General features: G+C 56.9%; 13 protein-coding genes. 7 read left to right on the top strand and 6 right to left on the bottom strand.

The genetic code is table 11. The annotated features are described in order from the left end of the window. Positions 1–37: 37 nt before the first annotated feature. The 4 genes from hisD (JBO43_RS00065) to JBO43_RS00050 all read right to left on the bottom strand — a co-directional run bounded on the left by hisD (JBO43_RS00065) (position 38) and on the right by JBO43_RS00050 (position 4640). Positions 38–1348, bottom strand: a complete 1311-nt coding sequence (hisD, locus tag JBO43_RS00065) for a histidinol dehydrogenase (RefSeq protein ID WP_237729895.1) — start codon at positions 1346–1348, stop codon at positions 38–40. Further along, the gene (locus JBO43_RS00060) at positions 1348–2490 is read right to left on the bottom strand and encodes a nuclear transport factor 2 family protein (RefSeq protein WP_103946424.1); all 1143 of its coding nucleotides are present in this window, start codon (positions 2488–2490) and stop codon (positions 1348–1350) included. Before JBO43_RS00060 ends, hisD (JBO43_RS00065) begins: the two co-directional genes overlap by 1 nt. Before the next feature lie 111 nt (positions 2491–2601). Next, positions 2602–3573 carry a nuclear transport factor 2 family protein gene (locus JBO43_RS00055; RefSeq protein WP_202673436.1) on the bottom strand — a complete coding sequence of 324 codons (972 nt, stop codon included), beginning with the start codon at positions 3571–3573 and terminating at the stop codon, positions 2602–2604. After that, entirely contained in the window at positions 3570–4640 is a 1071-nt protein-coding gene (locus tag JBO43_RS00050; RefSeq protein WP_095281781.1) for a LacI family DNA-binding transcriptional regulator, read from the bottom strand. The genes JBO43_RS00055 and JBO43_RS00050 overlap by 4 nt, the downstream gene beginning before the upstream one ends. 315 nt (positions 4641–4955) lie before the next feature. On the opposite strand from JBO43_RS00050, the gene JBO43_RS00045 reads away from it, so the two are divergent. The 6 genes from JBO43_RS00045 (at position 4956) to JBO43_RS00020 (ending at position 11049) form a co-directional block, all read left to right on the top strand. After that, complete coding sequence (locus JBO43_RS00045; RefSeq protein ID WP_202673435.1) at positions 4956–6191, top strand: MFS transporter; 1236 nt, start codon at positions 4956–4958, stop codon at positions 6189–6191. A gap of 74 nt (positions 6192–6265) precedes the next feature. Continuing rightward, positions 6266–7588 (top strand): histidinol dehydrogenase, encoded by a 1323-nt coding sequence (hisD, locus tag JBO43_RS00040; protein ID WP_202673434.1) that lies wholly within the window; start codon positions 6266–6268, stop codon positions 7586–7588. Positions 7589–7591: 3 nt separating this feature from the next. After that, positions 7592–8356 (top strand): SDR family NAD(P)-dependent oxidoreductase, encoded by a 765-nt coding sequence (locus JBO43_RS00035; protein WP_103949091.1) that lies wholly within the window; start codon positions 7592–7594, stop codon positions 8354–8356. Between the two features lie 8 nt (positions 8357–8364). Beyond that, on the top strand, positions 8365–9087 hold the full coding sequence (locus tag JBO43_RS00030) for an alpha/beta fold hydrolase (protein WP_237729894.1): 723 nt from the start codon (positions 8365–8367) through the stop codon (positions 9085–9087). After that, positions 9077–9868 (top strand): HpcH/HpaI aldolase family protein, encoded by a 792-nt coding sequence (locus JBO43_RS00025; protein ID WP_202673433.1) that lies wholly within the window; start codon positions 9077–9079, stop codon positions 9866–9868. Before JBO43_RS00030 ends, JBO43_RS00025 begins: the two co-directional genes overlap by 11 nt. Before the next feature lie 11 nt (positions 9869–9879). After that, on the top strand, positions 9880–11049 hold the full coding sequence (locus JBO43_RS00020) for a cupin domain-containing protein (protein WP_202673432.1): 1170 nt from the start codon (positions 9880–9882) through the stop codon (positions 11047–11049). 41 nt (positions 11050–11090) lie between these two features. Here the strand turns inward: JBO43_RS00020 and JBO43_RS00015 are convergent, their stop codons facing one another. Together JBO43_RS00015 and JBO43_RS00010 are read right to left on the bottom strand one after the other, a co-directional pair. Beyond that, entirely contained in the window at positions 11091–11726 is a 636-nt protein-coding gene (locus JBO43_RS00015; RefSeq protein ID WP_095281775.1) for a carbonic anhydrase, read from the bottom strand. A 72-nt stretch (positions 11727–11798) separates the two neighbouring features. Continuing rightward, entirely contained in the window at positions 11799–12581 is a 783-nt protein-coding gene (locus tag JBO43_RS00010; RefSeq protein WP_202673431.1) for an MBL fold metallo-hydrolase, read from the bottom strand. Positions 12582–12707: 126 nt separating this feature from the next. Here JBO43_RS00010 and JBO43_RS00005 point away from each other — a divergent pair, with 126 nt between their 5' ends. Then, positions 12708–12848: a hypothetical protein gene (locus tag JBO43_RS00005; RefSeq protein WP_103949095.1), complete on the top strand. Its 141-nt coding sequence runs from the start codon at positions 12708–12710 to the stop codon at positions 12846–12848. The last annotated feature ends 211 nt before the right edge of the window (positions 12849–13059 follow it).

Here is a 13059-nt window from a genome sequence, read left to right as displayed (position 1 = left end):
GTTAGGGTGAGGGGAAACAGCCCCCAGCCTACAAAACTTAGTCTCTCATCCCCGAGGTAATCGCATCAATCTCCCCTGGCCGGAGGCGAATTTCCGCCGCACGGCGGTGTCCCTGCATACCCTCGGTGCGGCTCTGGCGAATCGCTGGTTCTGCAATGGCTGCGATGCCCTGCTCGTCAATCCATTGATGAGTACAGACTTTCACATACGCTCCCACCCACAGTCCGCCGGTGTAACGCGCCGCTGCCATTGTCGGCAAGGTGTGGTTGGTCCCGCAGCATTTATCCGAGAACACCACGCTGGCGTTCTGACCAATAAACAGCGAACCGTAGTTGCGGATCTTCGCCGCCGTGCCGTGCGGATCGCGGGTATGTACCTGCAGATGCTCCGTCGCCATGTGATCCGCGAAGGCAATCAGCTGCTCTTCTGTGTCACACACCACGATTTCACCCTGCCGACGCCACGCCTCACCTGCTGTTTCCGCCGTTGGCAACGAGCTTAACTGACGCTGGATCTCCCTCTGCGTACCTTCAGCAATCGCCTGGCTGGTGGTCGCCAGCCCGACGCGGGTATGAACGTCATGCTCGGCCTGCGCCAGTAAATCTGCCGCCAGTATGCGCGGATCGGCGCTGTCGTCGGCCACGGTGAAGATTTCGCTCGGCCCGGCCAGGGCGTCAATGCCCACTTTGCCAAACACCTGGCGCTTGGCTTCATTGACGAAGGCATTGCCCGGCCCGACAATTTTGTCCACCGCCGGAACGCTTTCAGTCCCCCAGGCCATCGCCGCGATCGCCTGCGCACCGCCAATTTTGAAAATTCGATGTGCGCCCGCCAGATGACACACCGCAATCATCGCCGGATGTGCACCCGGCGGCAGACAGGCAATAATCTGCTCGCAGCCCGCCACCGTCGCCGGAACAATCGACATCACCGGCGCAGAAAGGATTGGATAGCGCCCGCCAGGGACGTAACATCCGACGGTTTGCACCGGAATTATACGATGCCCGAGATGCACGCCCGGCAGGGTTTCGATTTCCAGCGGCTGCATGGTCGCCAGCTGCGCCTGGGCAAAACGGCGCACCTGAGCAATCGCAAATTCGCTGTCGCGTCGGGTTTGCGGATCGAGTTCCCTCAGCGCGGTTTCAATCTCCTGCGCCGTTACTTCAAATTGCTCCGGCACCACTTTGTCGAACTGCTGTGAAAAAGCCCTGAGCGCGCTGTCACCCTCACCTTTCACGCGCTCAATAATCGCGCTCACTTTATCCGTCAATGAGCGATCGGCCAGAGCATCCTGACCCTGAGGGCGCTTGATCCAGCGCACCTGTTCGGTAATAGACTGAGCTGACATTACGCGTCCTCCATCTGGCCGAGTTTGATCTGCGCCAGCAGCGCCAGATGGTCATACACCACCCACTCGTCGACGATTTTGCCGTTGATAATGTGGTAATGGGACATCCCCATCACGAACAGGCGTTCACCGGTCGGTTTCCCCAGCTCGCCGTAGCCCAGATGATGGCCTTCGATAATCCAGCGCACCGCCACTTTGACGCCGCCCTCGTCGCACGGATTGGAGCAGATATGCTGCGGGAGCCACGCGCCATCCGGGATCATGCCAATCAGCGCCAGCGTCTGGTGCGTCACCGCCGCCGTGCCGTACAGCTCTTTCATTAATGGGCCATGCCACTGCACATTCGGGGCGTAAATCTCTTTGATTTTGCCCAACATCCGGCGGTTATAAATCTCATGCAGCCAGCGCAGGAGCTGCTCTTCGGTGTCGGTATGGGCGATAGAGACATCGCAGGCCACATCCGGCGGATACTGGCCAAGCATCCGGCCATTCTCGCCGATATCGGTGACGCGGAAGCCTTTATCAAACTGCTCTTTCGCCATGTTAAAGGCGACTTCATCGGTGTCCAGACCCAACTGTTTCATCATCGACATGTTGTCGCTCACCACCCACTCACGATAAATTTTGTTCTCGTGGATCATGCAGTCGGCGACGGTACGGGTAACGAAAGTGCGATTGGTCGGCTTGCCAAGATGACTGAACTGGGTGTGACGTCCGCTGCCGGTCACCAGATGGGAAGTGTAAAAACCATCGACGTCATTACCGTTCCAGATAACCTGGGTCGCCATGCCGCGACGTTCCGGGAAAGCAATTAAGCGCTGGAGCGTATCCTGCACCACCTGTTCACGGTTATACAGCGTTCCCAGCGCATTATATAAAACACAGTTGTGGGTGTAATGGGTATAAATTAATCCCACATCGCGCTCATCCCAAATTTTATGGGTACAGCGAACGATATAATCGACAATATCTGTATAACAGTCGTCGAAGCCTCTTAATGATTGGGCGCGCGGGCGTTTTTCCGGCACTAAATCAATAAAGTCACGACGTTCGACCTGTAATACCGGTTCGTCTCGCGTAGGTTTTGAGCTGTTTTTCTCGGGTACGGCTGGAGCTTTATTTGTTGCTTCAGTTGAAGACATGTGACCTCCTGCATCTATTTTCAGACAATAAGTTCCCGCACCCGGAATGGATGGAGAAATGAACGTTCACAGCGTTAATAAAAATGTGACGGGAGGCGAACCTCCCCTTTATTAATTCACTACCTGAGACCAGATAGCTAATTCATCAATACCTAAATATTCACGAATAATTAAACCATCGCGTAATTCCAGCTGAGTAATACCGGTAATTGAAACCGGTTTACGGGTCGGCGAACCAAATTTACCGTAACCGTCATGCCAGGTGAGCAGCGACCAGCGCAGGGAAATGCGCACCGGTTCATTCACGTCTTTGCGCACGATCAGATGGTGGAGCTGGGTTTCGCTGTCCGCAAACGAGGCGCGATAGCCGGAAAGCCAGGCACCGATCTCCTGCTCGCCGGTGGCGACGTGATGCCCCGGAGCGTATAGCGTGGCGGCGGGATGATACAACCCCGGCACCGTTCCGCCATTGCCGCCAGCCCACATCGTCATATAGCGCTCAACCACGCCCGCCAGCGGCCCGTCGATATCATCACCTTCTGGCCCGCCCGACCAGCGCGCGTCCAGGATTTCCGCCGATTCTGGCTGGATACCGAGCTGCTGCTGGGTGGCGGCAAGATTGCGGGCAAACTCGCGCACATCCAATCCCAGCTGCGACACTATCGCCGCCCGATCCTGAAGCAACCATTCCTGGCGCACCGCGCCGTCAGCGCAGATTCGGTCAGCCCAGGTGCGCACCCAAACATTGTTCCCGGTCGGCGCCCCGAAGAATCCTTCCCCCTGATGGCGAATCGAGGCCATCGTACGCTGGGCGGCGTAATACTCTTCACCCGGAGTGTGGCTGCAAAGAATATCTTCCGTCAGCACCGAGCGTTGCGGAAAACTGTGCATCGCCTCCAGCGTCAGGCGCATAAATTGCGACAGTTCAGTGAGCTGTTTTTCCGGGGTGATAAACACCACTGGCGTGGCGTAAAAGTCAGCCAGCTGGCCGATGTCCTTTTGCTCCCACACCACGTGGGTGAGAGTCAAAATAAATTGCTGAATGGAGTCGAACTGGGGGCTGAACCCCGGCAATCTGCTCATTTGACCTCCTGAGGCTGGAACAGAGATAAACCGTCTTTTTCGATAACACCGGTGCGCGGACGCCGCGCCGAGTGGCGCACCACCAGCATACCGGGCAGCGTAATTTGTTCTGGCTCGATGTTGCCGCTGTCGATTTGCTTCATCAGTAACTCTACCGTTGCCGTCACCATCGCCTCCACCGGTTGGGAGGCCGACGTTAAGGCATAAGACGGCCAGCCCGACGGGCCAATATCGTCGTAACCAATGATCGACACGTCTTCCGGCACCCGCAGACCAAATTCGTAACGCGCCACGTCCATCACCGTCACCGCCATATGGTCGTTGGCGACAAAAATGGCGTCCGGTGCGGGTGCGTTAGTGAACAGAGAATACGCCGCGCGCGTGGTTTGCTGCGCGTCATAGTTGCCATTCACCACCTGTACGTCTGTGACGCCGTGTTCCGCGAGCGTCTCAAGATACCCGCGCTGACGGGCGATATTCACCGACGAGTCCGCCACGCCGCCGACGTAGGCGAAGCGCTTATGTTCCCCGGCCAGCAAAAATTCTGCGATCTGGCGCGCAGCGGCTTCGTTATTGCTGTTGACGCTCGACGCCATACCGCTCTCTTCGCTGCGATTGAACAGCACCACCGGAATGCCGGCGGCCAGACACTCCTGCGAGAGATCCAGCGACAGCGTGACCGACGCCAGCACAATGCCATCCACGCGGTACTGCATGATCTGGTCAAAAATCCGGTCCACGTTGCCGTCCCTGTCACCGACAAACAACAGCAAGTGATAGTTGAGGGTATCCAGTTTTTGCGCCAACGCTTCCAGCACCTGCGGGTAAAACTGATTATCGAAATAAGAGATCACCACGCCGATGATGCGTGACCGGGCGGTGTTGAGCGACCGGGCAATCGCATTTGGCCGATAGCCCAGCTCGCGTGCCGCCTTGAGCACTTTTTCACGCGTGGCGGGCGAAATACTCGCCCCCGGCGTGAAAGTCCGCGATACCGCTGACTGAGATACACCTGCTAACTGTGCCACCTGCTGGCTGGTCACCGCCGCAAAAGTCTTACGCTTCATTACCCTGGGTTCCTTATCCTGTCACTGCCACATTCAGGTTTTGTATCACAATCGCCCCGTCAGGAGCGCCTGGAAAGTGAGTGCTTTTTAGTCTTACACCATCTTTGCATGCGTATGCAACCGTCTAAATTATTTTTTTCACAATGGTGATCTTGTACCTTTACAAAATTGAAACCTTTTCGTAACTTCAATTTTTGAATACGTATGCACACCGTCAATTGTACCGGGCGAATTGGGTCGTCACCAGAGGGAATGAACCGGTAAACGTTGTACTTGATTGGTTATAACCCATTAATTATTAAGAGGTTCACAACCATGTTTCGAGCACTGTTACGCCGCCCGGAAGCCCGGCTGTTTTTTATCATCAGCGTATTGTTTTACATCTGTATTCACAGCATTGATGCGTTTCTTGCGCCGATGATGATCAATCAGGGCATTGAACCGCAGGTGATGGGCATCATCATGGGCGCCAGCGGTCTGGCGACGCTGATGATTCGCTTCCCGCTGGGGATCATTTCTGATGTGGTGAAGAGCCGCAAAATTTTTATCCAGATAGCGCTGGTGCTGCCGATTGTCGCCTGGCCGATTGCCTGGCTGGAGCCAAACGCCATTACGCTGTATCTCGCCAAAGCCGCCGATGGCGTCACCGCGGCTACCTGGGTGCTGTATAACATTCTGTTTATCCGTTATTTTGATCGCAAAGAAGCCCCGGCAGCGGTCGCTCTGCTGGCGCTGGCAGGCCCTATCGGGGTGTTTCTTGGCAACTGCATCGGCGGCGTGTTGATTCACTATTTTGCGAACAACATTGCATTTTTCGTCTCCTGTGTGTCCGCCCTGCTGGCCCTGTTCCTGACCACCCGCATCCGCGACGTTCACGATCCGGTTAAGGCTCCGTCTCTGAAAGCCTGTATTGCAGGCGCGAAACTCCAGCTGGCCGACCGCTCCGTCTGGCTGATTGGCATTCTGGCGACCATCGTGATTCTGGTGCCGTTCGCCACCCGCGACACGCTCACACCTATCTACGCTGAACAGCTGGGCGCGCAGGCTGGCATTCTAACTCTGCTGAGTAACATTCACCTGATCTTCTACGCTCTGGCAATTGCCCTGTGCAGCTCGGTGTTTTATCAGCGGCTTGGGCTGGTCAAAACCGCCGTGCTGGGCATTCTGCTGCAGGTGGTTTCCTCGTTTGGCATTCCGTTTACCAGCAATCTGTATCTCATCTATCTGTTACAGGCGCTGGCCGGTTTCTCATTTGGTATGGCTTTCGCGGCATTTATGTCGCTGAGCGTGGTCAACACCTCTTCAGATGAACAGTCCACCCGCATGGGATTATTCCAGACCATTTATTCATGCGGTATGTTTGCCGGCCCGGTGATCATGGGCGTAATGATGCAGCATATTAATCTCTCGTCCGGGTATCTGTTTATTGCCGGTCTGTCTATTCTCGCAGCCATCGCAACACCGCTTTCGGTGCGCTGGGTTCATTCACGTAAAGCCAGTCTGCCAGCAGAAATATCGGCAAACCGTTCCCTCGCCTCCGCGCGAGAATAATTTAACCGCTTATTACTATTTATCCCGGCTCGCCGGGAGGGTATCTGTCATTTCAAATATGAAAGGAGAACATCGTGGCTTATCAACTTAAATCCAGTAAACCGGTGCAGGAACGTCAGGAAGCGCAGCGGCAAATACGCGAAACCGTAGAGCTGATTCTGATGGATATTGAAAAACGCGGGAATAAAGCGATTCGCGAATTATCAATTAAATTCGACAATTACGACCGCCGTGATTATCGCCTGTCGGAAGCAGAAATAAACAGCTGCATGAAAAGGCTCAGCCGTCAGGATATTCACGATATCGAGTTTGCCCAGGAGCAGGTGTTTAATTTTGCCCGTGCGCAAAAAGCCTGCCTGCGTGACCTGGAAATTGAAACCCGCCCCGGCGTAATCCTAGGCCATAAAAATATCCCGATAAACGCCGTTGGCTGCTATGTGCCGGGCGGGAAATATCCGCTGCTGGCCTCGGCGCATATGTCGATTATCACCGCCAACGTCGCGGGCTGTTCGCGCATCATCAGCTGCGCCCCACCGTTTGGCGGCGAACCGGCTCCGGCGATCGTCGCCGCGCAGAAAATGGCGGGCGCGACGGAGATCTTCGCCCTCGGCGGGATTCAGGCGATTGGCGCGATGGCGCTCGGCACCGACACCCTAGCCCCGGTTGATATGCTGGTCGGGCCGGGCAACGCCTATGTGGCCGAAGCCAAGCGCCAGCTATTTGGCCGCGTCGGCATTGATCTGTTCGCCGGTCCGACGGAAACGCTGGTGATTGCCGACGACACCGTCGATGCGGAAATCTGCGCCACCGATCTGCTGGGTCAGGCGGAACACGGCGTCACCACGCCTGCCATTCTGCTGACCAACTCGCTAAAACTGGCAAAAGAAACGCTGACAGAAATCGAGCGCCTGCTGGAGAAACTGCCAACCGCCGACGTGTCCCGCCAGTCCTGGCAAGATTACGGCGAAATTATTGTCTGCGACAGCTACGACGAAATGTTGGCTGAAGCGGACAGCATTGCCTCCGAGCACGTGCAGGTGATGACCGACCGCGATGACTGGTTCCTCGAAAATCTCACCAACTTTGGCGCCCTGTTCCTCGGCCCGCGCACCAATGTGGCCTATGGCGACAAAGTGATCGGCACCAATCACACCCTTCCCACGCAAAAAGCAGCGCGTTACACGGGCGGCCTGTGGGTCGGCAAATTTATGAAAACCTGCACCTGGCAAAAAGTCCTCAGCGACGAAGCGACCGCCGAAATCGGCAGCTACTGCTCGCGTTTATCACTGCTGGAAGGTTTTGCCGGACATGCGGAGCAGGCCAACATTCGCGTACGTCGCTACGGGAATACCGACGTGCCCTACGCCACGCCTGCGCCCGTACGGGAAAAGGTGTAATTCATGACGCTTCCGCAAACGCCTTCTTTTGCTCTAAGAGGAAAACGGGCGCTGGTGACCGGCGGCTCCAAAGGACTGGGATTTGCCAGCGCCGTGGCCCTCGCTCAGGCGGGCGCTCAGGTGTGGATTGCCGCGCGCGATCCCCTCACGCTGGAACACGCCGCCGCGCTGGCGGGCGAAAGCGGTTTGACGCTGCATCCGCTGGCGCTGGATATCACGGACAGCGCCAGCGTCGAGTCGGCGCTGGGGCAGTTGCCCGCTTTTGACATTCTGGTGAACAGCGCCGGACTGGCCCGCCATGAGCCTTTCTTGACGGTGAGCGAAGATAATTTTGACGCCGTAATGACGCTAAATCTGCGGGCCACCTTCTTTATCAGCCAGCGGGTGGCGCAGCGGATGCGCGACGAAGGGATTGCCGGTTCCATTATTCATGTGTCATCCCAAATGGGCCACGTCGGCGGCCCGAATCGCAGCGTCTATTGTGCATCAAAATTTGCGCTGGAGGGATTGAGCAAAACGATGGCGCTGGAGCTGGGCGATGCGGGGATTCGGGTCAATACGATCTGCCCGACCTTTATCGAAACCGAGCTGTCGCGACAATCGCTGGATAACCCCGATTTTCGCCGCTACGTGCTGGAGAACATCAAGCTGCGGCGGCTCGGACGCGTCGAAGATGTGATGGGGCCGGTCGTGTTTTTGGCCTCCGACGCGGCGGCGATGATCACCGGCACCGCCCTGCTGGTCGACGGCGGCTGGACGGCAACCTGAGGTAAGTCATGCTCGATAATACCGAACTGCCGCTGGTGCTGATTGGCGGCACGCTCTGCACTGCCCGGCTGTGGCAGCCGCTGGTTGAACAATTAGCGCTTTCCAGCGTGATGTGTATCAGCCTGACGGGTTCAGATTCCGCACCACAGGCCGCACGGCGTCTGCTGCAAAACCTGCCGCCACGTTTTCTGCTGGCCGGGTTTTCTCTCGGGGCTATCGTGGCGCTCCAAATGGCCGCCGACGCCCCCGAGCGGCTGGCCGGACTGGCGCTAATCTCGGTGAATCCGCTCGCCGATGCGCCGGAAAATGCGTCTTCCCGGCGCGAAGCGGTTAGTACGGCGCATGAACAGGGGCTGGCGGAGTGGCTCTCTGCAAATTTGTGGCATAAGTATGTTGCACCCGAGCGCCTGGGTGATCCGGCGCTCAGGGAAATTATCTGCCAGATGGCAGAAGAGAGCGGCCACGATACCTTTGCCAGTCAAACGGAAATCGCCATCACCCGTCGGGATAACCGCGTGGCACTGGCCGCACTCTCATGCCCAATCATTATCATCAACGGCGCGCACGATCCGATCTGCACGCCCCATCATCATCAACTGGCCTCGGCAAGTGCGGTTCGCTCGCGACGGATAACCGTGCACACCGCTGGACATTTCGCGGTGCTCGAAGCGCCCGACGAAATCGCCCCGCCGCTGCGCCAGTGGATTCAGGAGTCTCTTAATGCGACGTAATAAACTCAAAGAGTTGATTCAGGAAAACACGCCAATCATCAACGGCTGGCTGGCGATCCCGTCGAGCTACAGTGCGGAAATTGTCGGCCATCAGGGTTATGACGCAGTGACCGTGGATTTGCAGCACGGAATGATCGATTTCGCCAGCGCCCTGACGATGCTGCAAGCACTCTCCGCCACCCCGGCGGTGCCGCTGGTGCGTGTTCAGCACAACGACCCGGCGCAGATCATGCGCATGCTCGACGCCGGAGCGTACGGGATTATCTGCCCGATGATCTCGACTGCCGAACAGGCCGCGCACTTTGTCGCCGCCTGCCGCTATCCACCGTACGGCGTGCGTTCCTTTGGCCCGGCACGCGGTTTGCTGTACGGCGGTGCGGATTATCCGCAGCACGCGAATCAGGCGATCCTGACCCTGGCGATGATTGAAACCCGCGAAGGGCTGGCGAATCTCGACGCCATTCTGGCAACCGACGGGCTGGACGGGGTGTTTATCGGCCCAAACGATCTGTCGCTCACCCTCACAGGCAGCGCCAGCGCGGAATCTCAGCATCCTGACATGCTCGCTGCCGTTGAGCGGGTGGTCAGCCGCTGCCGCGAGAGGCAAAAACTGGCGGGGATATTTTGCACCTCCGGCGATGCGGCGCGACTGCGCATCGAACAAGGTTTTCAGTTTGTCACCCCCGCCAACGACGTCATGCAGCTTGGCCGTGCCGCACGCGTTGCCATCGCGCAGGCACGCGGCACATCCGCCCCGACCACGGGTGCATCCGGTTATTAACAGGAGAACACATGAAAGTACAATCGATTACCCCGGCGCAGGCCAAAACCCGCGTTATCACACCGGACGATATGGTGTCCTGCAATCTGGCGTTCATTGACTGCAAGCTGCCTGGCTCGCATCTGAAGCAGAACTACTCGTTTATCGGGCCTGGCGTGACGCAGTCATCGGCGCAGGTGGTGAACATTCCTGAACCACACGGCTTTAACATTGGCGCGGCGGCGATGCCGAAAGGCGTGACCAATAACCTGCATCTGCACTTCACGGCGGAAGTGTTTTTGATTCACGAAGGCACTTGGCGTTTTCGCTGGGGGGCGAACGGCGAAAACGAAGCCGAGTTCAGCGCGCCCGCCATTTTGTCGATTCCGACGTGGATTTTCCGTGGCTTCACCAACGTCAGTAAAGAAGAGACCTGCGGGATGGTGTATACGGTGCTCGGCGGAAATAACACCGGGGGGATCATCTGGCACCCGTCGATTCTGGCGGCGGCCAGCGAATACGGGCTGTATCTGAGCAAAGACAATATGCTGCTCGACGTCAACGCGGGCGATACGCTGCCGGACGCGTCACAGCTGTTAGCCCCGCTGCCGCCGGAAGAGATCGCCGCCCTGCGCCACTATTCTGTTGCAGAGATGCGCCAGCGTGCAGTGACCGGGGACGAACGCCGCTGGTCGGCTGACGGTCTGCTGGATTCCGTGCTGCCGGGTCACGGTGGCGAAATTGCGCCGGTGATTGGCTACGGCATTTCGCAGGATCGCCACGCCGCGCCAGCGATTGTGAATCCGCATGGGTTCTCCGTGGAATGGCTGCGCCTTGCGCCAGAGCATGTGGTCGGGCGTCATTTGTGCCCGGACGTGCAGGTGATCATGGTGTTTAAAGGCGAGCTGGAGGTGACGTGGAATCAGGCGGGCGAGGAAGTCAGCGTGATTGCACCTGAGCGCTCGGTGATTTCCGTTCCGGCCAATAGCTGGCGAAAATATCGCGCCGTCGACGGCGACGTGGAATGTATCATCACCACGCAAGGCGATCAGCGTAAACGCGTTTACTGGAATGAAGAAATTCTGGCGAAAGCGCGGGAATTAAACCGCTGTCTCGACCCGGACGGGTACGTCGCGGCGGCGGATCTGCTGCCGGTAACGGCGCGTAAGGCGGGTCTGAAGCGGGAAGTCATGCCGGGATAATGAGCGTTTCAGGGCGGGAAAATTCCCGCCCTGACGCGGGTTTACTCGAAGTAAACCTGCGGATTATCAGACAGGGAGATAAAGGTTTTGCTGTCTTTATCGAGCGCCAGAATTGCGCCGCTTTCGATGTCATAAACCCAACCGTGCAGACGGATGGCGTTATTGCGCAGGCCCACCGCTACGGATGGATGGGTTTTGATGTTGCTCAGCTGAGCAAAGACGTTTTCCTGCACCATCGCGTTCACTTTGTCGGTCGGCGTATCCCAGGTTTTGTTCTCAACCACCGCTTTGGCGGCGTCGGAATAACGCAACCAGTGGGAGACCGCAGGCATCGGATCGAGGTTGGCGTTGTCGGCAATCGCTTTCATCGCACCACAGTTAGAGTGACCGCAAATCACGATATCAGTCACGCCCAGCGCCACAACCGCATACTCGATCGTCGCAGAGACACCGCCCGGTTCAGGACCGAACGGCGGCACTATGTTGCCAGCATTACGAATGACAAAGAGCTGTCCCGGTTCCTGCTGCGTCACCAGTTCTGGGACCAGACGACTGTCTGAGCAAGAGATGAAAAGCGCTTTGGGATTCTGGCTGGACGCTAAACTGCGGAAGAGTTCTTTACGTTGCGGGAAAATCTCTTTTTGAAAGCTGAGAAAACCTTCAATGATATGTTGCATAGCAATGTCTCTTTTATCTGTTTTAGTTTAGGCATGATCAAGATCACGCTTCCTGAGTTTACCCACCGCGCTTTACTTCATACAAGAAATATATTTCCGCCCTGATTGCATGACGATTTCATGAGCATTCTCAGTGATGTTTTGGCCTTCGAATGCGCCGTACAGCCGTTCGAAAGCCACCGCGTTCAGACGGTCGGTGATCGCCTCTACCGTGGCTCCAGGCAGCGGGAGCATATTCGGGTAACTCCACATAAACGACACGCGATCCGCGCCGGGCGTGACCTGCAAAATATCCCCGGCCAGCAGAACGCCGCTGTCGTTAGTCCAATGCAGTACCGTGCCACCGGCAAAGTGCCCGCCCAGACGCAGCAGCCGGACGCCGGGCAAAATATCCAGAGCATCACCGTCCCAGAAATGCAGCGCCGAACTGTCGCGCATCACCCACTCCCGATCGCTGGCGTGGAGATAGACCGGGGCGTCAAATGCCGCCGCCCAGTCCTGCATGGTGGTGTAATAATGCGGATGGGAAATGGCGATAGCGTGGATTCCGCCCAGCGCCTTAATCAGCGTTAACGTGGCCGGGTCGAGCGTGGCGATGCAATCCCACAGCACGTTGCCATGCGGCGTGGTCAGCAATAATGCACGCTGGTTGATGGCAAATTTGGGTACGGTTTTGAGGCTTAAAAGGCCAGGCTCAAGCTGCTGCCATTTGTTGGTGTGGCTTCGTGTAACGGTATCAAAATCAACCCACTGTTGCCCGCTGACGGGAACATACTGGCGCTCGTCTTCGCAAATCGCGCAGCGTGCAGGCGCAGAGTCATAGGATGTCCCGCAGGTTTTGCAGAGTGTGATCATTTTCCCTCCTCTTATCCGTTCGAGAATGAGTATGGCAGGGATTGGCGTTACGTGCGGTGAGGTACTTTCCCTGACTTTTTTATCCTATAATCTGCCAACAGCAAAACTGAACTAAGCAGGTGCATGATGGAAATTGATCTCGAGAATCTGGTGTTTAACGGACTGGAAGAAGCGCAAGAGCGCAATGCGGAACGTCTTGAAGATGCGGATAAAAAAGCGCAGGCAGTGGTTGCCGACGATGATTGCGGTGATGCGTGTAAGATTTGAGTTTATTTGCCGGGTGGCGGCAAGGTAAACGCAAAACGGCAACGCAAGTTGCCGTTTTTAGTTTTTGCACCCTCTCCCTATGGGTGTACGGTCCGGGGACATGGTAGACAGGTGTTCGGGGACATGGTGAACACTATTTAACATCCTTTACCCATGGTGATCGACTTTTTCTTCAGGTCGATCACCCCCACTTTCGTGCTGTACCACCACA

It is taken from the genome of Lelliottia jeotgali, from assembly GCF_016771845.1.
Lineage (GTDB): Bacteria > Pseudomonadota > Gammaproteobacteria > Enterobacterales > Enterobacteriaceae > Enterobacter > Enterobacter jeotgali.
The sequence above is the reverse complement of the archived record's forward strand: the minus strand, read 5'-3'. Positions and strand labels throughout refer to the sequence as shown.

Coding starts and splice junctions, on each gene's coding strand:
- hisD (WP_237729895.1), bottom strand. CDS start 1,348: ATGTCAGCTCAGTCTATTACCGAACAGGTGCGCTGGATCAAGCGCCCT.
- JBO43_RS00060 (WP_103946424.1), bottom strand. CDS start 2,490: ATGTCTTCAACTGAAGCAACAAATAAAGCTCCAGCCGTACCCGAGAAA.
- JBO43_RS00055 (WP_202673436.1), bottom strand. CDS start 3,573: ATGAGCAGATTGCCGGGGTTCAGCCCCCAGTTCGACTCCATTCAGCAA.
- JBO43_RS00050 (WP_095281781.1), bottom strand. CDS start 4,640: ATGAAGCGTAAGACTTTTGCGGCGGTGACCAGCCAGCAGGTGGCACAG.
- JBO43_RS00045 (WP_202673435.1), top strand. CDS start 4,956: ATGTTTCGAGCACTGTTACGCCGCCCGGAAGCCCGGCTGTTTTTTATC.
- JBO43_RS00035 (WP_103949091.1), top strand. CDS start 7,592: ATGACGCTTCCGCAAACGCCTTCTTTTGCTCTAAGAGGAAAACGGGCG.
- JBO43_RS00030 (WP_237729894.1), top strand. CDS start 8,365: ATGCTCGATAATACCGAACTGCCGCTGGTGCTGATTGGCGGCACGCTC.
- JBO43_RS00025 (WP_202673433.1), top strand. CDS start 9,077: ATGCGACGTAATAAACTCAAAGAGTTGATTCAGGAAAACACGCCAATC.
- JBO43_RS00020 (WP_202673432.1), top strand. CDS start 9,880: ATGAAAGTACAATCGATTACCCCGGCGCAGGCCAAAACCCGCGTTATC.
- JBO43_RS00015 (WP_095281775.1), bottom strand. CDS start 11,726: ATGCAACATATCATTGAAGGTTTTCTCAGCTTTCAAAAAGAGATTTTC.
- JBO43_RS00010 (WP_202673431.1), bottom strand. CDS start 12,581: ATGATCACACTCTGCAAAACCTGCGGGACATCCTATGACTCTGCGCCT.
- JBO43_RS00005 (WP_103949095.1), top strand. CDS start 12,708: ATGGAAATTGATCTCGAGAATCTGGTGTTTAACGGACTGGAAGAAGCG.